Source organism: Thalassobius sp. Cn5-15, from assembly GCF_022347685.1.
Classification (GTDB): domain Bacteria; phylum Pseudomonadota; class Alphaproteobacteria; order Rhodobacterales; family Rhodobacteraceae; genus Thalassobius.
Genome location: NZ_JAKRGF010000006.1, coordinates 29480 through 50608 on the forward strand (window position 1 = coordinate 29480; position 21129 = coordinate 50608).

General features: G+C 58.5%; 22 protein-coding genes. 11 read left to right on the forward strand and 11 right to left on the reverse strand.

The features are described 5' to 3' along the window. Window positions 1-68: 68 nt before the first annotated feature. Genes MHM86_RS13220 through ffh form a run of 5 tightly spaced genes read right to left on the reverse strand, consistent with a single transcriptional unit; the run spans window position 69 to window position 3442 of the window. The gene (locus tag MHM86_RS13220) at window positions 69-365 is read right to left on the reverse strand and encodes a chorismate mutase (protein ID WP_239200449.1); all 297 of its coding nucleotides are present in this window, start codon (window positions 363-365) and stop codon (window positions 69-71) included. Beyond that, on the reverse strand, window positions 358-960 hold the full coding sequence (locus MHM86_RS13225) for a GNAT family N-acetyltransferase (RefSeq protein ID WP_239200452.1): 603 nt from the start codon (window positions 958-960) through the stop codon (window positions 358-360). The genes MHM86_RS13220 and MHM86_RS13225 overlap by 8 nt, the downstream gene beginning before the upstream one ends. Further along, the gene (locus MHM86_RS13230) at window positions 960-1514 is read right to left on the reverse strand and encodes a GNAT family N-acetyltransferase (protein WP_239200455.1); all 555 of its coding nucleotides are present in this window, start codon (window positions 1512-1514) and stop codon (window positions 960-962) included. The genes MHM86_RS13225 and MHM86_RS13230 overlap by 1 nt, the downstream gene beginning before the upstream one ends. Before the next feature lie 31 nt (window positions 1515-1545). Beyond that, entirely contained in the window at window positions 1546-1893 is a 348-nt protein-coding gene (locus MHM86_RS13235; protein ID WP_239200458.1) for a hypothetical protein, read from the reverse strand. A gap of 16 nt (window positions 1894-1909) precedes the next feature. Beyond that, complete coding sequence (gene ffh, locus MHM86_RS13240) at window positions 1910-3442, reverse strand: signal recognition particle protein (RefSeq protein WP_239200461.1); 1533 nt, start codon at window positions 3440-3442, stop codon at window positions 1910-1912. A 379-nt stretch (window positions 3443-3821) separates the two neighbouring features. Between ffh and MHM86_RS13245 the strand changes: the two genes are divergently transcribed. Together MHM86_RS13245 and MHM86_RS13250 are read left to right on the forward strand one after the other, a co-directional pair. Then, complete coding sequence (locus MHM86_RS13245) at window positions 3822-4697, forward strand: LysR family transcriptional regulator (RefSeq protein ID WP_239200464.1); 876 nt, start codon at window positions 3822-3824, stop codon at window positions 4695-4697. Window position 4698: 1 nt separating this feature from the next. After that, entirely contained in the window at window positions 4699-5574 is an 876-nt protein-coding gene (locus MHM86_RS13250) for a DMT family transporter (RefSeq protein ID WP_239200467.1), read from the forward strand. Window positions 5575-5646: 72 nt separating this feature from the next. Here the strand turns inward: MHM86_RS13250 and MHM86_RS13255 are convergent, their stop codons facing one another. Beyond that, window positions 5647-6984 (reverse strand): ammonium transporter, encoded by a 1338-nt coding sequence (locus MHM86_RS13255; RefSeq protein ID WP_239200470.1) that lies wholly within the window; start codon window positions 6982-6984, stop codon window positions 5647-5649. 26 nt (window positions 6985-7010) lie between these two features. Then, window positions 7011-7349, reverse strand: a complete 339-nt coding sequence (locus tag MHM86_RS13260; protein WP_239200473.1) for a P-II family nitrogen regulator — start codon at window positions 7347-7349, stop codon at window positions 7011-7013. Between the two features lie 296 nt (window positions 7350-7645). Between MHM86_RS13260 and MHM86_RS13265 the strand changes: the two genes are divergently transcribed. Then, window positions 7646-9856: a transglycosylase domain-containing protein gene (locus tag MHM86_RS13265; RefSeq protein ID WP_239200475.1), complete on the forward strand. Its 2211-nt coding sequence runs from the start codon at window positions 7646-7648 to the stop codon at window positions 9854-9856. A 21-nt stretch (window positions 9857-9877) separates the two neighbouring features. Here the strand turns inward: MHM86_RS13265 and MHM86_RS13270 are convergent, their stop codons facing one another. Continuing rightward, on the reverse strand, window positions 9878-10459 hold the full coding sequence (locus tag MHM86_RS13270; protein ID WP_239200477.1) for a TetR/AcrR family transcriptional regulator: 582 nt from the start codon (window positions 10457-10459) through the stop codon (window positions 9878-9880). 79 nt (window positions 10460-10538) lie between these two features. Between MHM86_RS13270 and MHM86_RS13275 the strand changes: the two genes are divergently transcribed. Next, on the forward strand, window positions 10539-11042 hold the full coding sequence (locus MHM86_RS13275; RefSeq protein ID WP_239200479.1) for an SRPBCC domain-containing protein: 504 nt from the start codon (window positions 10539-10541) through the stop codon (window positions 11040-11042). Between the two features lie 77 nt (window positions 11043-11119). Here MHM86_RS13275 and MHM86_RS13280 read toward each other — a convergent pair whose 3' ends face one another. Continuing rightward, window positions 11120-11707, reverse strand: a complete 588-nt coding sequence (locus MHM86_RS13280; protein ID WP_239200698.1) for an ABC transporter substrate-binding protein — start codon at window positions 11705-11707, stop codon at window positions 11120-11122. A gap of 12 nt (window positions 11708-11719) precedes the next feature. Next, window positions 11720-12487: a VacJ family lipoprotein gene (locus tag MHM86_RS13285; RefSeq protein ID WP_239200481.1), complete on the reverse strand. Its 768-nt coding sequence runs from the start codon at window positions 12485-12487 to the stop codon at window positions 11720-11722. Window positions 12488-12763: 276 nt separating this feature from the next. On the opposite strand from MHM86_RS13285, the gene MHM86_RS13290 reads away from it, so the two are divergent. From MHM86_RS13290 to MHM86_RS13320, 7 genes are all read left to right on the forward strand, one after another. Beyond that, window positions 12764-14503 carry a type I secretion system permease/ATPase gene (locus MHM86_RS13290; RefSeq protein ID WP_239200483.1) on the forward strand — a complete coding sequence of 580 codons (1740 nt, stop codon included), beginning with the start codon at window positions 12764-12766 and terminating at the stop codon, window positions 14501-14503. Continuing rightward, window positions 14500-15795 (forward strand): HlyD family type I secretion periplasmic adaptor subunit, encoded by a 1296-nt coding sequence (locus tag MHM86_RS13295; protein WP_239200485.1) that lies wholly within the window; start codon window positions 14500-14502, stop codon window positions 15793-15795. The genes MHM86_RS13290 and MHM86_RS13295 overlap by 4 nt, the downstream gene beginning before the upstream one ends. Before the next feature lie 94 nt (window positions 15796-15889). Continuing rightward, window positions 15890-16354, forward strand: coding sequence for a RidA family protein (locus MHM86_RS13300; RefSeq protein WP_239200487.1), 465 nt, complete (start codon window positions 15890-15892; stop codon window positions 16352-16354). Further along, window positions 16351-17130, forward strand: coding sequence for a glycerophosphodiester phosphodiesterase family protein (locus MHM86_RS13305; RefSeq protein WP_239200489.1), 780 nt, complete (start codon window positions 16351-16353; stop codon window positions 17128-17130). The genes MHM86_RS13300 and MHM86_RS13305 overlap by 4 nt, the downstream gene beginning before the upstream one ends. A gap of 69 nt (window positions 17131-17199) precedes the next feature. Then, complete coding sequence (locus MHM86_RS13310) at window positions 17200-18402, forward strand: GNAT family N-acetyltransferase (protein WP_239200491.1); 1203 nt, start codon at window positions 17200-17202, stop codon at window positions 18400-18402. Beyond that, a complete protein-coding gene (locus MHM86_RS13315) occupies window positions 18399-18695 on the forward strand; it encodes a 4a-hydroxytetrahydrobiopterin dehydratase (protein WP_239200492.1) in 297 nt (98 codons plus the stop codon). Before MHM86_RS13310 ends, MHM86_RS13315 begins: the two co-directional genes overlap by 4 nt. Next, complete coding sequence (locus MHM86_RS13320; RefSeq protein ID WP_239200493.1) at window positions 18692-19540, forward strand: mechanosensitive ion channel family protein; 849 nt, start codon at window positions 18692-18694, stop codon at window positions 19538-19540. Before MHM86_RS13315 ends, MHM86_RS13320 begins: the two co-directional genes overlap by 4 nt. A 56-nt stretch (window positions 19541-19596) precedes the next feature. On the opposite strand, the gene MHM86_RS13325 is transcribed toward MHM86_RS13320, so the two are convergent. Next, window positions 19597-20637 carry a hypothetical protein gene (locus MHM86_RS13325; RefSeq protein ID WP_239200494.1) on the reverse strand — a complete coding sequence of 347 codons (1041 nt, stop codon included), beginning with the start codon at window positions 20635-20637 and terminating at the stop codon, window positions 19597-19599. Window positions 20638-21129: the final 492 nt, after the last annotated feature.

The window sequence follows — 21129 nt, forward strand, 5'->3', positions numbered from 1 at the left end:
CATATTTGGGTGCACCGGATCGGTGCGGTTTGGGTCGAAGGACAGATTAGGGTCTGCCCAACGGTTTGTTATTCCTGATGTTTCTTGTGGTGCTGAATGACCTCAGCAATGATGAAATTCAGGAAATTCTTGGCAAACTCGGGGTCTAGGTCAGCCCGTTTTGCAAGATCTTCGAGACGTGCGATCTGTTTCGCTTCGCGCGCGGGATCGGACGGGGGAAGGTCGTGGGTCGCTTTCAGCTTGCCCACCGCCTGAGTGTGTTTGAAACGCTCGCCCAGAGTGTAGACGAGGATCGCATCCAGACGGTCGATGCTTTCGCGGTGCTCTTTCAGCAGGTCCGCGGCGCGGCTTACAGCGTCAGTCAAGTGCAAATCCTTTCGGTTTGAACAGCGGGTCGGCGTAGTTGGCGATCTCCATCTCGATGCCGTGAGTCAGCTGGCTGCCCGCCAGTTGATCGGCGGTCGGATGGCGATAAACAATGTCATGGCCGTCGACAGTCGCGGCCTGTGGGTCCTTTTCCGCGCCCAGACGTTCGGCCAAACGGATCGAGTCGAGGTTTTTGGGATCAATGTAGGACACGGCGCTATTCCAGCTCATTTCCGCATAGAGGTAATCCCGCACCGCATGCGTTGCCTCCAGCGCATAGCCACGGCCTGCAACCTCGGGCCAGATGATCCAGGCCAGTTCGGCCTCGGGCCATTTTGCCGGTTTCCAGCCGCCTGCCATGCCCAGTGCCTTGCCGCTGTCACGGTCATAGATCACCCACATGCCATAGCCGCGGATCTGCCAATGGCCGATCTCTGCCGCGTAGAGCATCCATGTTTCATAGTCGTTCAACGGCCCGCCCATGAAACGCGCACGGTAGCTGGTGAAGGTGGATTTGAAACTGGGATAGGCTTCCGGAGTCGGGCCACGCAGGATCAGACGTTTGGTTTCCAGAACGGGGATTTCTACAGGCATTATGCGTAGGCCTCCATTCCACCGTTTTCGATGTCCGCCGGTGCCATGTGGCGCCAGACCTCGACATCGCCAAAGCGAACGTGACTGAATACACCGTCCTGCGTCGCACCCATGCGCTGCGCAACGCTGCGCGAGGCGTGGTTCTCCGATGCGATGAGCGAAATCACGGTGTTCCAGCCAAGAACATCATAGGCAAAGCTGCGTGCGGCCAGTGCGGCCTCTGTCGCGTAGCCTTTGCCGCCGAACCCATCAAACAGGTCCCAGCCAATCTCCGGCTCGGGCCAGCCTTCGGGATTCCACAGGCCGACCATGCCGCAGGGCAGTTCAGAGGCTTTTTCCACCAGTGTCCAGCGGCCATAACCCATCAGGGTCCAATGCCCTGCCTCTAGCGCCAGATGACGCCAGACCTTTTCCGCGTCCATCTGGCCGCCAACGTATTTAGCCCGCGCGGAATCATAGAACGCGCACAGCGGCTCAAAATCGCTGAGCGACGGCGCACGCAGGATTAGGCGTTCTGTTTCCAGAGTTGGGATATGTGAGGCGGTCTGGGTCACGGTAGGGTTCTTATGGATCTCTATCAGGGAATTAGACGGGAGGGCATTCGTCCAGCTCGAAGATCAAGCTGGTGGTGGTGCCAAAGGGGTTCGCTTGTGCATCACGGCTGAGGATACGCACCTCGCGGCAGCCAGTCGTGCGGCGCAGTTCAGTGTCCGCCAGCGCGAATAGGCGGCTATAGCCACGGCTTTTGCCGCTTTCTTCAAACACCACCTCTGCGTCTGTGCCGCGTGCGGTGACGGTGGCAGGGATGCCATCCAGCATGGTGCGATAGTCACCACGCACCGGACCATCAGGCGTCGTGTCCAGATCTACGGTAACAAGGTCGCCACAGGCGGCGGTCAGCAGCAGGGCGCAGGACAGGAGGAGCGGTTTCATCACGGGATCTCTTCGCTTATTTCTTCTTGCCGAAACCAGACAGACCACCGGGTAAGCCGCCCATGCCGCCAAGGCCGGGTAGCCCGCCGGGCAGGCCCTTGCTGCCGCCCATGGCTTTTGCGGCAGCTTCCAGTGCTTTGGGGTCCAGCTGGCTGGGATCCATACCGCCCATTGCGGCCATGTCCGCGGGCGAACCGCCTTTGCCCATCAGGCCCTTCATGGCTTGTTTCATCATCTTGCCTTTGCCCATTTTGCCCATCTTCTTCATCATGTCCGCCATCTGGCGGTGCATTTTCAGAAGTTTGTTCAGGTCGCTGACCTGCTGGCCGGCACCGGCGGCGATGCGTTTCTTGCGGCTCGCTTGCAGCAGGGCGGGGTTGGCGCGTTCTTTCTTGGTCATCGACTGGATCAGGGCGATCTGACGTTTGATGATGCTGTCGTCAAAACCGGCATCCTGCACCTGTTTGGCCATTTTGCCCATGCCAGGCATCATGCCCATGATGCCTTCCATGCCGCCCATTTTCAGCATCTGTTCCAGCTGCATCTTCAGGTCGTTCATGTTGAACTGACCCTTGGTGAAGCGCTTCATCATCCGTTCGGCCTGTTCGGCCTCGATGGTTTCCTGCGCTTTTTCCACCAGGGCAACGATGTCGCCCATGCCAAGGATGCGGCCCGCGATCCGGTCCGGCTCGAACGTTTCGAGCGCGTCCATCTTTTCGCCAAGGCCGACGTATTTGATCGGCTTGCCAGTGACAGCACGCATCGACAGGGCAGCACCGCCGCGACCGTCACCGTCCATACGGGTCAGCACAACGCCGGAGATGCCGATTTTGTTGTCGAACTCTTCTGCCACCTCAACGGCGACCTGACCGGTCAGGCCATCGACGACCAGCAGGGTTTCACGCGGGCTGACGACGTCGCGGACATCCTCAACCTCTTGCATCAACACTTCGTCGATCTGCAGACGACCGGCGGTGTCCAGCATATAGACGTCATAACCGCCCATAACGGCCTGCTGTTTGGCGCGTTTGGCGATGTCGACGGGTTTCTGGCCTGGCACGATTGGCAGGGTGTCCACACCAATCTGTTGCCCCAGAACCGCCAGCTGATCCATCGCGGCCGGACGGTAAACGTCGAGTGAGGCGAGGAGGACGCGCTTGCCGTCTTTTTCCTTCAACCGTTTCGCCAGTTTACCGGTGGTGGTGGTCTTACCAGACCCTTGCAGACCGACCATCAGGATCGGGGCAGGCGGGTTGTCCACCTTCAGTGCACCGGGATCACCTTCGCCACGCAGCACGTCGATCAGGGCGTCGTGAACGATCTTCACCACCTGCTGACCGGGCGTCACCGATTTGGTGACTGACTGACCGGTGGCCTGTTCCTGTACCTTTTTAACGAAGTCGCGGGCGACGGGCAGGGAAACGTCTGCTTCCAGTAGGGCAACGCGCACTTCGCGCAAGGCGGTTTTGACGTCCTCTTCGGACAGCGCGCCCTGTTTGGTCAGACGATCAAAGACGCCGCCAAGGCGTTCAGATAGATTTTCAAACATTGGCGCCGCTCCTACACTTTACCTAATTCCATGCGCCTTACAGGTAGGCAGCAAAGCCCCATATGCCAATGTCCCCCGTGGGCGAAACTCGCTGACGGGGGGCGATCCTTGCAAACGCATAGGACCGGAAGACAATAGGGGCTTCCGGATGTTGGTGTGGCGATACGCCGATTGGGGCACAGAGTCAAGCAATGTTGACTCGAACGGGTGTCGGTGGCTGTTGGTAAGGACAACATCGGTGCAAAGAGGTGGGTCAGGCCAGCTGCGGCAAAGATCCAGTATATTGCGGCGTTGATGAACACAACTTGCGACTTTGGCGTATATATGTGATATTTTGCACAGAGAAATTCCCGACATATCGACGAGCAGAGAGGTCAGCATGGAAAACTGGGATGAGGTGCGCACCGCCTATCAAGTTGCCAAAATGGGCACGGTTAGTGGCGCGGCAGAGATTTTGGGCGTCCACCACGCCACCGTGATCCGTCATATCGACGCCTTGGAAACCCGTCTGGGCGTGAAGCTGTTTCAGCGCCATGCGCGCGGCTACACTCCGACGGAGGCGGGCACCGATCTGATGCGGGTCGCTCAAACGACCGATGAGCAGTTGAGCCAGCTTGCCAGCCGTGTGAAGGGGCAGGGCAATGATGTGTCGGGGGAGTTGGTGATTACCTCCCTTTCCGGTCTGGCGCCGTTGCTGATTCCTGCGCTGGCGGATTTTCAGGACAAATACCCCGACGTGATCCTGCGCTTCCTGACAGGTGATCGTTTGTTCCGGCTGGAGTATGGCGAGGCGCATGTAGCGATTCGTGCGGGTGCAGCTCCGGAAGAGCCGGATAACGTGGTTCAGCCCCTGATCGAGCAGAACACCACGCTTTATGCCTCAAAGGCCTATATCGATAAGTTTGGTATGCCTGAAACGGAGGCTGATTTTGTCAATCACCGCTTTATCTGCGCCGATGACCGTAACAGTCGCGCGCCGTTCATTCGTTGGATCTGGGAAAACATCCCCGAAGAGAATATCGCCTTCCGCTCCTCTGACATTCGGGCGCTGCAATTGGCGGTACATGAAGGCATGGGGATCGGCTTCACCACCACCTGGAGCGCTCAGCGTCATCCCGATCTGGTGGAGATCAAGGCGCATTCACAGGAGTGGCCCAGCCCGCTGTGGCTGGTGACCCATGTGGATCTGCATCGTACCACCAAAGTGCAAGCATTCTTGAGCCATCTTAAGGAATACGCGAAAGACTGGATCTGACATGTCGCAGATCATGCGCGGGCATCTGGCGATGCTGTTGTTTTCGGCGCTGGTGGCGGGGTCGTTTTCGCTTGGCTCTCTGGTGGCGAACGAGATGGCGCCGGCTGCATTGAACGCGGTGCGCTTTGCCATTGCGGCGGCGACGCTGGGACTGGCGGCGAAGGTCACTGTTGGCCTGCCACGCGGGATGTGGCAGGCGCCATGGCGCTATGGGGCACTGGCGGTGGTTTTTGCCACCTACTTTATCCTGATGTTTGAGGGGTTGAAAACCGCGCCGCCGGTGTCGGCCGCCGCGGTCTTTACACTGACCCCGATCATGAGCGGTCTGGCTGGTTACATTTTGCTGCGCCAGATCACAACGCGCCACATGGCGCTGGCGCTGCTGATCGGCGCGATCGGGGCGCTTTGGGTGATCTTTCGAGCTGATCTGTCAGCACTCCTTGGCTTTGGGGTGGGTAAGGGCGAGGTGATCTATTTCGTCGGTTGCGCGGCGCATGCAATCTACACCCCGCTGGTTAAGAAGCTCAATCGTGGCGAAACCGCGTTGCAGTTTTCATTCGGGGTGACGTTGGCCTGTTTCTTCGTCGCGCTAATCTGGGGGTGGGGTGATCTAGTGACCATCGACTGGGGCGCGCTGCCGTCGATCGTTTGGGTCACCATCCTCTACGTGGCGCTGGCCGCGTCGGCGGCGACCTTCGTGTTGTTGCAGTTTGCCGCTTTGCGCCTGCCTGCGGCCAAGGTTATGGCCTACACCTATTTGGTGCCCTCTTGGGTTCTGGTCTGGGAGGTGGCGCTGGGCAACGGGGTGCCGCCGGTGCTGGTGCTGGGCGGTGTCGCGCTGACGATTGTGGCGCTGCTGATGTTGCTCAGGGACTGATCCCGAGATTTGCAATAACGAAAAACGGGGCCATAACTGGCCCCGTTTCTATTTGTGTTGGTTCCTTAGAGCTTAGCCCTTGGAGAACTCAGGATAGGCTTCCATGCCCAGCTCTGCCATGTCCAGACCGTTGATTTCGGTCTCTTCGTCGACGCGCAGGCCCATGATGGCTTTTAGGGCGAACCAGACGATGGTGGACAGCACTACGGTCGCGCCGCCGATAACTACGATACCGTAGAGCTGGGTGCCCAGGGATGCGTCCCCGTTGGACAGAACCACAGCGATGGTGCCCCAGATGCCGGCCAACAGGTGAACCGGAATGGCGCCAACAACGTCGTCAATCTTCAGCTTGTCCAGGAACGGTACGGCGAAGACAACGATCACACCGCCAACCATACCGATGATGGTGGCCAGACCCAGCGACGGGGTCAGGGGTTCCGCAGTGATGGATACCAGACCGGCCAGTGCGCCGTTCAGCACCATGGTGAGATCAGGCTTTTTGTACATCACTTGGGTCAGGATCAGGGCCGCGATGGCGCCGCCTGCCGCAGCAGCGTTGGTGTTGGAGAAAATGCGCGAGATGTCAGCAACATCACCCACAGTGCCCATGGCCAGTTGCGAACCACCGTTGAAGCCGAACCAACCCATCCACAGGATGAACGTACCCAGTGTTGCGAGGGTCAGGTTCGAGCCGGGGATCGGAATGGTTTTGCCGTTCTTGTACTTGCCAATACGCGGGCCAAGGATGATTGCACCGGTCAGTGCTGCCCAGCCACCAACAGAGTGTACGATGGTCGAGCCAGCGAAGTCCGAGAAGCCTGCTTCGCCAACGAAACCGCCGCCCCATGTCCACGATGCAGTGAATGGATAGATCAGGCTGGTCAGGATGATGGTGAAGATCAGGAAGGGCCACAGTTTGATACGCTCGGCCAGAGTGCCGGATACGATCGATGCGGTGGCCGCACAGAACATCAGCTGGAAGAAGAAGTCGGAGCCGGTAGAGGCATAGCCATAGTCATCGGCGCCATCACGACCAACGCCAACGGATTCCAGAACGCCAACGCCCCAGACGCCCGACAGCACGCCCTCGACGGCCCAGGTGCCCAGCGGATACATCAGGTTGTAGCCGATCAGGTAGTAAAAGATCGCGGCCAACGAGAATAGCGAGACGTTTTTGATCAACTGCATGGTCACGTTCTTGGAACGGACCAGGCCTGCTTCCAGCATCGCGAAGCCTGCGGCCATCCAGAACACCAGGAAGCCACCTACGAGGAATAGCAACGAGTTCAGGATGAAGATGGTGTCGCTGGCAGCGTCTACGCCGGCAACGGGGGCGGCCTCTTCGGCCCAGCCCAGGGTCGGCAGCAGCGCAGCGGCGCTGACCAGACCCAGTTTGGTGATACGGTTCATTTGCATTGTCCTTTCCCCCTCGGCGCTTAGATCGCGTCGTCGTTGGTTTCGCCGGTACGCACGCGCACGGCCTGTGCCACATCCAGCACAAAGATCTTGCCGTCACCGATCTTGCCGGTGCGGGCGGTGTTGGTGATGGTCTCAACGGTCTGGTCGACCATTGCCGCGCTCACCACAATTTCCAGTTTGATTTTAGGGACGAAGTTCACCGCGTATTCTGCGCCGCGGTAGATCTCAGTGTGCCCGGACTGCGAGCCGAAGCCCTTGATTTCAGTGACCATCATGCCGCGCACGCCGATTTCAGTCAGCGCTTCGCGGACCTCCTCCAGCTTGAACGGTTTGATCGTTGCAACAATTAGTTTCACCTTGTTCCCCTTCAGTAACCTGATCGAATTCCAGCGGGTCGGCGGTCCCTTAAGTAGGGGGGGGGCTGTCCCGCGAAAGTACGGGATCAACCAACAGCAGCAGGGGGCGTTTGGTGAAGGAAATGCTGCAACTGCACAGGAATTCCGCAACGGCGCAGATTAAAATTTGTGCGCTATGGCAAGAATGCACAAAAAATAGTCGCGCAAAGAACTGCCAGAGTTGGAATCACTGTCTCAACAATCCGGCGATAGCACGGTAAGATTAACAAAAAGCAGGTTTCAGGCAGGACACAGACATGAGTGATTCAGGGCGCAAATCCGGTCGCAAGGCGCCGCCATTGGTAGCGGAGCGTCGCTATGGGCCGAAACCTGCAGGCAAAGCTAAACCGACAGCGCGTGCGCAGGCTAAGCCAAAATCCAAACCCACACACAAGAAGGCTGCCGCCCGCAAAACTACGGCGCGTAAAACCACAGTGCGACGCGGCAAGTCCAAGCGTCGCGGTAATCCGATCGTGCGGTTTTTCCGGGTGATCTTTGGCTGGGTGTTTGGGCTGATCTGGGCCTTCAGTTGGCGGGTTGCTTTGATGGTGGGTATCGTCGTGGGGTTGGCGGTCAGCTATGTCTATTCCACCCTGCCGGAATTTACTGCGTTACTGGACGGGCGTGCTAACGGGTCTGTGGTGATGACGGATCGCGAGGGCGAGGTCTTTGCCTGGCGCGGTGATCAGTTTGGCGGCGTTGTGACAGCCGATACCGTGTCGCCACATCTGAAAAACGCCGTCGTCGCGACCGAGGACAAACGGTTCTACGGCCATTTCGGCCTGTCGCCGCGCGGCATTGCCAGTGCTGTGCGCATCAACCTGCGCGAAGGGCGCGGGCCTTTGTCTGGTCACGGCGGGTCCACCATCACCCAGCAAACGGCAAAGCTGCTGTGTCTGGGGGTCGTCTATGATGACACCATATGGGAAAGCGAAGCCGCCTATGAGGCGGATTGCCGTCAGGGGTCGTTGTGGCGCAAAGGCAAAGAGGCGGTTTATGCGCTGGCGATGGAAGCCAAATATACCAAGGATGAGATCCTCTCGATCTATCTGAACCGCGCCTATATGGGCGGAGGTGCCTATGGGGCAGAAGCAGCATCGCAACGCTATTTCGGCAAACCCGCCGCAGCGCTGTCGCCGGCAGAGGGTGCGATGATCGCGGGGCTGCTGACCGCGCCGTCGTCGCTGGCACCGACCAGCAACCTGTCGCGCAGTCAGAACCGCGCGGGGGTGATCATCGGGCTGATGCAGGACCAAGGCTATCTGTCGTCAAAGGCCGCAGAGAACGCCCGCGCCAACCCCGCAACCTTGTCGCCTGCCGCGCAGGCCCGTGCCGGTGGTTACTTCGCTGACTGGGTCATGTCATCGGGGCCCGAATTTTTCACCCGCAACTCCACCTCTGACGTGGTGATCCGCACCACGTTGGATCAGGACATCCAGCAGGCGGCAGAGGATGCGATGAACCACATCTTCTCCGAGAAGGTGCGCGAGGGATCGAAAGCGCAGGCCGCGATCGTGGTGATGTCCGCAGATGGTGCGGTGCGTGCCATGGTCGGCGGACGCAAGACCAAGGTGACCGGCGCCTTTAACCGTGCCGTGCAGGCGAAGCGGCAAACCGGATCTGCATTCAAACCCTTTGTTTACGCTACCGCGCTGGAACTGGGCTGGTCGTCAAACGACGTTGTCGTGGACGAGCCGATCACTATCAACATTCCCGGATCCTCCCCTTGGTCGCCACAGAATTATGACCGTCAATTCTATGGGTCCGTCACCCTGACAGAGGCGTTGCGCGTGTCGCTGAACATTCCTGCAGTGAAAATCGCGCGCGAAGCGGGGTTGGACAATGTGCGTAAGGTGGCGACTGACTTTGGCATTGGCTCTGATCTGGCCAAGGGGCCATCGCTGGCACTGGGCGCATCAGACACCAGCCTTTTGGAAGTGACTGGCGCCTATGCGGGCATTTTGAACGGTGGCAGTTCGGTGCGGCCCTATGGTTTGGTCGAATTGCGTATGCAGGGCGATCTGGACCCCTTGATGACCTCCACCGGCGGCATAGGGGAGCGGGTGATCAGCGAAGATGCCGCCCGGGAGCTGACATGGATGATGCATGTGGTCGCCAGTGAAGGCACTGGTCGTCGCGCCACCATTCCCGACTGGGAAGTGGCGGGCAAGACCGGTACCTCGCAGCGGGCCAAGGATGCGTGGTTCATCGGCTTTACCGCTGATTACGTAGCGGGTGTCTGGATGGGGTATGATGACAACACCCCCTTGACCGGCGTGACCGGGTCGGGCCTGCCGGCCGAGATCTGGCATGAAACCATGCGTCGCGTGCATGAGGGTATGACACCTCGCCCGCTGCCGATGCTGCGTGGGGGCACGCCTGCGCGCAATACTGCACCGGATCCGGTCCGCGAAGACACCCGCACTGGCATCAATGATCTGCTGCGGGGGATCTTCGGCGGCAACTGATCGTCGCTGACGGATCTGGGTTTACTTTACGCCTGCAACGGCGAGTAGGCTGGCCTTAAGCGTGGCAAGCGCGCGCATGAGCGCGTCGCGGGTTTTGTTGTTGTATTTGATGCCCTCTGTGGCTGCGCCAATGAAGTCCGCCACGGTCAAGGGATCGGTGCCCGCGCGTCGCAGCGCATCCTCATGCGGTGTGAACAGATCGGCGATATCCTTACGGAACCCCAGCCGCGCCCGTTCAATCGCCGCCTTGCCTGCCGCGTTGTAGCCGCCCTGCAGTTCCGCAGCTGCGTCCGAGCTGTTTAGAAACTCCCAACTATCCACAACGAAACGGTGCAGCATCACATCCAGCTTTTCCGCCAGCGTGTTGCAACGTTGCCAGTCAGTGGTGATGTCCGCCCACAGTATATCGACATAGGCCTGAATGGCTGCGGCCAGCACAGCGTCTGTATTGGCAAAGGTATTGTAGACAGTCTGGCGTGTGACACCTGCCTCTTTGGCCACATCGGTCATGGTCGTGCGCCGCACGCCTTGTCGGGCATAGGCCTGCAGGGCGGCTGTGGCGATTGTGCGTTCTTTGTCCGTCATGGAGGCGTGGTCAGTCATACGGGTATGTTGACAATTGCGACCTAATTGTCAAATATACAAAATCGCATCATTTGTAAAAATTATTCTGGGGTACAGTATGGAAATCGCGCGGCAAACGGCCAAAATCGAAAAGGTAGCTTTAGGACACCGCAGAATCTACACCGACATTCTGATTGATGCGACGCCAGCGCAGGTCTGGGCGGTGTTGAGCGATTTTGACAGCTACCCAGATTGGGCAGCGTTCATGGTGGGGGTGCATGGTCGGATGCAGCATGGCGCGACATTGCGTCTGCAGTTTCAGCTGAATCCTAAAAAGCAGCGCTTCAACGAGATTGCGCACAAGATCGAAGTGGAGGAGGGCAGCCATTTCCGTTGGGCGGAACGTGGCCCGATGGGAATCTGCGACAATCATTTGTTTCAGATTGGGTTGGCCGGACCGTCCTGCACACGCTTTATCCAAAGCGATGAGATCAGTAAGGGGCTGAGTTGGCTCTTGGGCGGGAAGCTGTCGCAGATCTATTTGGCGGGCTATCAGGCCTTTAATCGTAGCCTCAAGGCTGAGGTGGAGGCGCGCGTGGCGCAGAAACATGTGTCTGCATGATGCGGATCGCAGACGTGCAGCAAGAAACGTAAAAGAGCGGGCAATGCCCGCTCTTCTATAGTCAGTTGGTTGGCTAGTTAGCCTGCTTTGGACAGGTCAGCGATCATCTTGTCAATGTTGCCTTTGCGCTTGTCTAGCATCGCGCCAACCTCTTCGCGTTCGGTCAGCAGCATGTTGATACCTTCGACGTGAAGGTTAAAGAACAGATCCTTGCCGCTGCGGTCAGAGACGTGGAAATCCACCTCGAACGGGGATTGCGACGGCAGGAATGCCATAGTGCGTACCTGATAGAAGCTTTTCACCTTCTTCACGTCCTGCACCTCAAGGCGGCCACCGGCAAAGCTGCGGAACTGTTTGCCGTATTTGCGCGCGATGTAAGAGGTGAATGCTTTGGAGAACGCTTTTTTCTGTGCAGCGCTGGCGCGCCGGCCATCCACACCCATTGCGTAGGCAGCAATATAGGAGGTGTCGCTGTAGCGTTTGAAAATGCTTTCAAATTCGCGGATCATCGCGGACTCACTCTTGCCCGAAGAGATCACAGTGTTGATCTCATCCACAAGATGACCGACCAGCGATTTGGCCTGAGTGTTGTTCAGCGCCCAACCAAAACTGGGCGCAGTGACGGCAACAGCTGTTACGCTGGCCAGAAAGGTGCGGCGGTCGATCATCGGCATATCTTAGAAACCTTCGGTATCAATCTCGGTCGGGTCTATGTAGGCATCCGGTGCCTCAATTCCCAGTTCAAAGCGGCGGTTTTGCAGGTAAAGAAGTTGTGTTTGGCTATAACTGTCGGCGCTTTCATAGAGCACGCCATCAATGGTGTCACCAAAGCGGGCACGGTCGCCGACCTGATCGGCAACATTAAGCCCAGTGCGCAGGGACCGCGCATCCGCGTTCAGCACGTAAGACATCGGGTTGGTCACCGCATCCACGACGCGGCCGGTTGCATCACGGGTGGTCGACGGACCCAACAGCGGCAGTTCCACATAGGCGCCTTCACCGCTGCCCCAAACGTGCAGGGTTTCGCCGAAGTCGGTATCATCTGCCTCAACCCCTACGGCGCCGGCCAGATCATAGGTGCCAGCCAGACCAAGGGTGGAGTTTACCAGAAAACGATAGGCCGATCTGGCCGCACCAGTACCATTGCCCTGCAGACTATGGTTCAGGAAACGACTTGGCTCGCTCAGATTGTCGCTGGCGTTGGTGATCGCGGTCTGCAGGCCATCCGGCACCACGGCATCATAGCCACGGCTGACCGGGCGCAGCACGATTCTATCCGCGCCCACGTTGAAGCGGTGGACCGCGCGGTTCGCGCTCTCAAACGGGTCGTGGGTTCCGCTGCCGGAGACGCCTTGTTCCTCAACATTCGCACAGGCTGCCAAAAGAATAGCAGTTGTAATCGTCAGAGAGGTTGCGCGGAGGGCGCGTTTTGTCGGAAATGGCATCATCGGTCTTGCACCAGGAATATTAACTCAGGGTTTATCTAACCCAACCAAGTTGAATGCCCAGAACCGTTGGCGCTTTTGCGCTGAAACAGCTGGGAGGTTGTGGCAGATTTGAAACATGGCCTGTGTGTCAGCGTGTCAAACAGGCAGCGAAGGCTGCTGATATAGGCAAGTGGATCAGGTCGGCAATATGTCCGGTGATTGTGATGCTGTGCAGGCCATATGGCAAGTTTCGCAGCGTCATGTCGCTGGGCGCTGAAGATAAAGGTGATTAAAATGGCGGCAGTTTCCGCATCTAAAGGTCAAGGCCGCGCAGAACTTCGCGCGGTACGGCGCGAAAATCGCCGTCTTTTCTGGGCTGTAGCCCTGTTTAGTGTCTTTGTGAATCTGCTGATGCTGACCGGTCCACTCTATATGATGCAGATCTATGATCGGGTGTTGGGCAGCCGTTCAGAGGCGACGCTGCTGGGCCTGACGCTGCTCATCACTTTTTTGTTTCTGATGATGGGGCTTCTTGATTTGGCGCGGGGGCGGATCATGTCGCGGGTTGGCGCACGGTTTCAGGCGCGTCTGGATCAACGGGTGTTTGATGCGGTGATTCGCAAATCTGCCCTGCGTCCAGATCAGCCGCCCGCCAGCGGCCTGCGCGATCTGGAGGCGGTGCAGCGGTTTCTGGCGGCGCCAGCCTTTACCGCCCTTTTTGATATTCCGTGGACGCCATTGTTTTTGTTCGGGATCATGATTTTCCACCCTTGGCTGGGCTATCTGGCTGTGGGCGGTGGTGCGATCCTGATCCTGATCACCGTGGCCAACCAGATCTTTTCGCGCAGCCCGCAGGCAGAGGCGCAACAGGCGACTGTTAACGCCGACCGACTGGCCACCCAACTGCAGACAGAGGCAGAGGCGGTGCAATCTCTCGGCATGCGTGATGCTGCGTTCCGACGATGGCAGGTGGCGCGGGATAAGGCGCTGGATCAGCAGGTGGCTGCTTCTGACACCGGGAATGGGTTTTCGGTGCTGACCAAAACCTTTCGGTTATTTTTGCAGTCGGCGATGTTGGGACTTGGTGCTTATCTGGTGCTGCATGGGGAATTGTCGCCCGGCGCGATGATCGCCGGTTCGATTCTGATGGGACGGGCGTTGGCGCCGATTGAGTTGTTGGTGAATCAATGGGCAGTGGTGCAGCGTGCGACGAAAGGTTGGTCTGGTCTGGCTGACCTGCTGGGCGAGGTTCCGGCAGAGGTGTCGCGCACCTCGCTGCCTTCCCCTGCGGCCAAGCTGGAGGTGCAGAATTTGACTCTGGTGCCACCGGGGGCGGCGCAGGCGACCTTGCGCATGCTGAATTTCCGTGTGGAGCCGGGGCAGGCCTGCGGCGTGATCGGTCCATCAGGGGCAGGCAAATCCTCGCTTGCGCGGGCGCTGACGGGCGTATGGAGACCTGCGGGCGGAAAAATCCGCCTAGATGGCGCAACGTTGGATCAGTACGATCCAACTGTGCTGGGCCAGCTGATCGGCTATCTGCCCCAACGGGTGGAGCTGTTTGACGGGACGATCGCGGAAAATATCGCGCGTCTGTCACCTGCACCGGATGCTGCCAAAATCGTGGAGGCCGCTCGCCGTGCTGACGCACATGAAATGATCCTGAAACTGCCCGAAGGCTATGACACACAGGTCCGCGCCTCTGGCGGGCGGCTGTCTGGCGGTCAGATCCAGCGCATCGGCTTGGCCCGTGCGCTTTATGCCGACCCGGTTATTCTGGTGTTGGACGAGCCGAACTCCAACCTCGACAACGAAGGCTCTGCGGCGCTGAACCGCGCGATCAAGGCGCAGAAACAGGCGGGCAAGGCAGTCTTGATCATGGCGCACCGCCCGGCGGCCATTCAGGAATGCGATACGCTGTTGATGTTGGATCAGGGCACCGTACGTGCCTTTGGCCCGAAGGAAGAGGTGCTGCGCAACGTTGTGCAGAACCACCAGCAGATCGAACGCAGTAAAGGTACAGGAGGCGTGCAATGACCCGCTTTTCCCCGCGCGGCCCGCTAACATTGGGTGCTGTTACCCTAACACTGCTCTTGGGTGGTTTTGGCGCATGGGCGACCCTAACCGAAATCGCCGGTGCGATTGTTACCAGCGGCCAGATAGAGGTCGATCAAAACAGACAGGTGGTACAGCACCCCGATGGCGGGGTGATTGCTGATCTGTTGGTGGATGAAGGCGACATGGTGCAGCGCGACCAATTGGTTATCCGGCTGGATCCGACAGAGGTGCAGTCCGAATTGGCCATCACTGAGGCGCAACTGTTCGAGATTATGGCCCGCCGCGGTCGATTGCAGGCCGAGCAGAATGGCAGCGCTGAGGCGGCGTTTGATCCCGAATTGCTGGCCGCAGGTCAGGCGGACGCAGATGTGCAATCGATGATCGACGGCCAGTTGCGCCTGATGCAGGCGCGGGACGAATCGATTGCGCGTGAGACGCAACAGCTGGAACGCCGTCAGGCCCAGATCCGCAGTCAAGTCGAGGGGGTGAACGCCCAGCAAGAGGCATTGCGCCAGCAGCTCTCTTTGATCGAGGAAGAGCTGTCCGGCCAGAACCGCCTGTTGGAACGCGGGTTGGCACAGGCTTCGGTTGTTCTGAACCTGCAACGTCAGCAGGCGCGCCTCAGCGGCGAGGTGGGGGCCTTGGCCGCACAGGTTGCAGAATCTGAGGGGCGCATTACCGAAATTGATATTGAGATCCTGAAGCTGCAGACCACCCGACGTGAACAGGCGGTGTCCCAGTTGCGTGACCTACAATACCGCGAATTGGAATTGGCGGAGACACGGCGGGCGCAGGCGCTGCGCCTCAGCCGGATGGACATTCGCGCACCTGTTTCCGGCATTGTGCATGCTTTGCAGTTCTACACCCCGCGTTCGGTGGTGCGGCCTGCCGATCCGGTTCTTTATTTGGTGCCGCAGGATCGCCCGCTGGTCATTGCCACGCAGGTTGCGACAACGGACGTGGATCAGGTCTATCCCGGTCAGTCGGTGACGCTGCGCTTTCCCGCCTTGGACCAGCGCACCACGCCGGAATTGTCTGGCACGGTGGCGCAGGTGTCGGCGGATGCTTTCACCGATGAGGCCAGCCGCGCGTCCTACTACCGCGCAGAAATCGCTGTTTCGGCGGAGGAACTGTCGAAACTGCCAGCCGATGTGACCTTGCTGCCCGGTATGCCGGTGGAGGCCTATATTCGCACCGCAGATCGCACACCTTTGGCCTACCTTGTCAAACCACTGTCAGATTACTTCGCTAAAGCCTTCCGCGAAGGGTGACGCGATCGTGTGAGGATACGGCGCGCAATGCCTAGGCATTGCCTGCCCGCTCTTGTAGCGTCGCGGCAATGACATGTCTGATTGGAGAAGTAAGATGACCGGACAAATCGAAACCCGCCTTGGTGAACTGGGTGTGACCCTGCCTGATGCACCTGCACCCGCTGCGAACTATGTGCCCTATGTGATCGTTGGGGATATGGTCTATGTGTCTGGCCAGATCTCCAACAATGGTGGCGATCTGATTAAGGGCCGTTTGGGCGATAGCATGGAAACCGCTGAAGGTGCTGCTGCCGCGAAATCCTGCGCGATCAGCTTGCTGGCGCAGTGCAAGGCCGCCTGTGGTGGTGATCTGGACCGTCTGGTGAAGGTGGTGAAGCTGGTGGGTTTTGTGAACTCCACCGCCGACTTCACCGAGCAGCCGCAGGTGATCAACGGCGCGTCCGATTTTATGGTCGAGGCGCTGGGCGATGCAGGTCGTCATGCCCGCTCTGCAGTGTCTGCAGCCTCGCTGCCGCTGGGTGTTGCCGTCGAAATTGAAGCGATTTTCCAGATCAAATGACCAAACTTCCAGCCGCCTTTCTACAGGCGCCGATCGCCCACCGCGCCCTGCATGATGTGACTGCAGGGCGTGCCGAAAACAGCCCCGCTGCCATCCAGGCTGCGATGGATGCCGGGTACGGTATCGAGATCGACTTGCAATTGTCCAAGGACGGTGAGGCGATGGTGTTTCATGATTACGATCTGGAACGCCTTGCGGGGGTGAAGGTGGCAATTCAGACCAGGACGGCGGCTGAGCTGACCCAGATTCAACTGCTGGGCGGGTCGGATCGCATTCCAACCCTGTCGCAGGTGCTGGATCAGGTAGCAGGACGTGTGCCGCTGCTGATTGAGGTAAAGGATCAGGATGGCCAGATGGGCGCCAACGTAGGCCGCCTTGAAAGGGCCACCGCCAAGGCGCTGGAGGGGTATCAGGGCGATATTGCGTTGATGTCGTTCAACCCTAATTCTGTGCGCGTTTTGTCGGGGCTTTGTCCTGATCGGGCTCGCGGTCTGACGACGGCGGCTTATGACGAAGATTGGGCGATCCTGCCCAAGGGCACGCGTGAAAAACTGGCGCGCATTGGGGATTATGACGCGGCCAAGTGCAGTTTTATCAGTCATGACGCCCGTGATCTGAACAATCCCCGTGTGGCCGAATTGAAACGGCGCGGCGCCGGTATCCTATGCTGGACGATCAAATCAGCCAATGAAGAGGCCGAGGCGCGCAAAGTAGCGGAAAACGTCACCTTCGAGGGTTATATGGCCGCGCATCCGGTTGCGGACACTGCGGCATAACCGCTTGATTAATATTCCTCATGCCCCAAATACTGGCCCTTAGGGGGATTGGGCGTGAGGGCCATGATCATGACGGATAAGACGGGTTCAGATCAGAAAACCATCGAAATTCAGCTGCTAAGTTCGCTTGACCAGATTGCGGCAGCAGATTGGGATTCTTGCGCTTGTCCCGAGTGGTCCGAGGGGCGCGTGATTGACCCCTTTACCACCCATCGGTTCCTCCATGCGCTAGAGGCCAGTGGGTCCGTCGGTCCCGGTACTGGCTGGCAGCCGCAGTATCTGACGGCCTATCAGGACGGGCAGCTGATCGCCTGTGCGCCACTTTATGCGAAATCGCACAGCCAGGGCGAATACATTTTTGACCACAACTGGGCGCATGCCTTTGAAAACGCGGGTGGTCGCTATTATCCGAAACTGCAGATCGCGGTTCCGTTCACGCCCGCGACGGGGCGGCGGTTTCTGACCCGTCCGGGGTTTGAAGTGGCGGGTACCTCTGCCCTGATCCAAGGTGCGGTGCAATTGGCGGCGGAAAATGAGCTGAGCTCGCTCCACATCACTTTCTGCACTGAGGATGAGGCGTTGGCTGGTGGCCAGATGGGGCTGATGCGACGCACGGGACAGCAGTTTCACTGGGACAATGCGGGTTATCGCGATTTTGATGATTTCCTTGCCAGCCTTAGCAGTCGCAAGCGCAAGATGATCCGTAAGGAGCGGCGCACCGCAGATGCGTTTGGCGGTGAGGTTCTGATGCTGACCGGCGATCAGATCGCGCCGCGGCACTGGGATGCCTTTTGGCGGTTTTATCAGGATACTGGTGCGCGCAAGTGGGGCACGCCGTATCTGACACGGGGTTTTTTTGAGATTGCCCATGAAACCATGCGCGATGACATGCTCTTGATGCTGGCGATGCGTGACGGGCGGCCCATTGCTGGGGCGCTTAACTTCATCGGTCGCGATACGCTTTACGGGCGCTATTGGGGCTGCGTCGAAGATCACCCCTGCCTGCATTTCGAATTGTGTTACTATCGCGCGATGGAGTTTGCGATTGCGCAGAATATGGCCCGTGTCGAGGCCGGTGCGCAGGGCGAACACAAACTGGCGCGCGGTTATCTGCCGGTGACCACCCATTCGCTGCATTGGGTTGGCCACCCCAGCTTTGCCGATGCTGTGCAGCAGTTTCTGACTGCGGAGCGGGCGGCGGTGGCCGAGGACATCGAAATCCTCACCGCCTATGGCCCTTTCCGCAAGGACACGCGGGAGGAGAGAGAATGAGCGAATTGCTTAGTGATACCGGACGCAAGACCATGCTGGCCCCCCTGTTGGAGGCAGGCTGGACGCTGGACGAGGATCGCGACGCGATCTGCAAAACCTATGTCTTTGATGATTTCACCGCTGCGTTCGCCTTCATGACCCGCGCGGCTCTTTGGGCAGAGAAGTGGAACCACCATCCGGAGTGGACAAACAGCTATAGAAAAGTGCATGTGACGCTGATAACGCACGATGTGGGCGGTCTTAGCGCGTTGGACGCCAAGCTGGCCCGAAAGATGGATCAACTACTGACATGACACTTGCCGATATTTTGAACACTGAGGTCTGGAATGGCCAGAGCCTCGCGAGCCTTTTAACTTTGGATGCGCTGACGGGTGTTGCGCTGTCGGTGACGGGCGCGGTGGTGATGCTGCTGCTTGGGTTTGTTGTTGGCGGCTGGGCGCGGCGGCGGATCACCAAGTTGGGCCTGAAATATGAAGCGCTGGATGACACGCTGTTCATCTTCCTCGGCAATATCAGCCGCTATGTAATCATCGGTTTTGCGCTGCTGTTTGTCCTGAACACCTTCGGCATTCAGACCACATCGATTGTCGCCATCGTCGGTGCCGCGGGGCTGGCCATTGGTTTGGCGTTGCAAGGCACACTGTCGAATGTGGCTGCAGGTGTGATGATCATTGTGTTCCGCCCGATCAAGCTGGGTGATTTCGTCACCGTTGGTGGGCAAAGCGGCACGGTGAAATCGATCTCGCTCAACTACACCGAACTGGCCAGCGCCGATAACGTTCAGACCATCATTCCCAACGCCAATGTCTGGGGCAACACGATCACCAACTTCTCGATCTACGAAACCCGCCGGGCGGAGTGGGTGTTTGGTGTCGCCTATGACGCCGATCTGAAAAAGGCCGAAGAGGTCATTCGCACTACCCTGATGAGCGACCCGCGTGCCTTGCAGGATCCCGCGCCTTATCTGCAGGTGAACAACCTTGGCGACTTCTCCGTCGATTTCCTTGCCCGTGTTTGGGTGAGGTCGTCTGACAACTTTGCCTATCAGGCCGATATGAAACGCGCAGTGAAAGAGGCGCTGGATGAAGCTGGTATTGATATTCCCTTTCCAACGCAGACTCTGCTGCAGGCGAAGTAAGTCATTATCGCAATGTGAATCAAAGGGCGGCCATAGGGTCGCCCTTTTGCATGTCGTTAGGCATTAAATTCCATCGTACGGGCGTAGGCTGAAATCGCGGTGAAGTTCACCGACATTGCCGTCACCGTGCTGCCATCTGCGAAGGTGGTGGTGCTCAGGCTGGCCTCTAGACTGAAAGCGGCAAGAGACGCCTCAGACGCTGCAAAGCTGCCACCAGCCGTGGCGGCCAATGCGCCGACCTGCATCGGATCACCTGTTTCTTCGGGCCCGCCGAAGTCCATTTCGACGCCGAACAGCTCTGCCACCTCTTCGATCACCTTCAGCGGATCCAGTTCCAAAATCTCGCCACTGGCCATCAGATCGAACAAATCGCTGAGGCTGTCGATTTCCACCTCATCGCCGTCGGGCAGCGCTGCCGCCTCTGCTTCTGCCTCGGCGGCCTGTTCCGCCTTGATCTTGGCCAGCTCTCGCATCGCGGCGCTCTGTTCTCTTGGGGCAGGGGCGTCTATTTGGGTTTGTGGCAGGTCGATGTCCCCGACAGGACCGCCGAAGCTACCGCTCGTTTCACTGTAAGAGGCCGATGCCACGCTGATCGAGGCTGAGGCGTAAGAAATAGACGCAAGTGCCTGCTGACTGGCGATCTGAGCGACGGAAGTGGCGCTGCCTGCTTCATCAGTCTGCTGCGGTGCTGTCGTATCTGTGCGCTCAAACAAGGATTGGCGGAAGTGACTGCGCAATTCTCGGGCGCTCATCTGGCCGTCATCATTGCGGTCGATATGCGCGAACTTTTCGGCACTGATGCGATGGCCGTAACGTGATCCCTGCGCCTCTGCCAATGATACGCCGCCATCGCGGTTTTCGTCCATACGGCGCACCAGCTTGCCCGCCAGTCCGGCGCCATAACGGCGGGATGGTCGATCGGGGTGTTGCGCCTGATCGCGGGCACCCGAAAGGGTGACTGTTGTTTCTGATCCGCCACGTTGCGCCGCTTTGGAGGCGTCGATTGGCGCCACCTTAAGGGCTGCGACCTTGTGGGTGACGCTTGTGTTGGTGACGCTGATCTGCGCCGAACTTGATCTTGCGTAGGAGACATGCATCGCCGCTGTCCTTTCCTGCAACTCATCTCTACAGGGAAAATACGGCAGTGGTGGCGATTCTGTTTAATCCACTTATGATGTGTGTATTTGGTGAATTTTTGTGCAGATATAACTTATTGATTGTTTTATTAAAAGTAAATACATCTTTTGATGGGGGTAAACTGCTGGTATTCCAGCATAGCGATGGGGCAATGCGCGTATAAGTTTGTACATATAGATGTGCGGAGACGACGATGCGTTTGAATTCCACTACGTCACGACCCCAACGACCTGCCTACGAAATTGCCCGTCGGACTGTTAGGTCCTTTGTGACATGGCCTCTTCAGCCAGGGGCAACACGATTTGCCAAGGCGGTGAAGCGTTATGGTCTGATCAACTGTAGTGCGTTTCAAGATGCTTTTCTGATTGGGGTGCGATCGGACCAAGGGATGTGCCGCGAGTTGCCTGCGATACCTGCCTATCCACGCACCATTGGGTTTATGGACGGTCCTC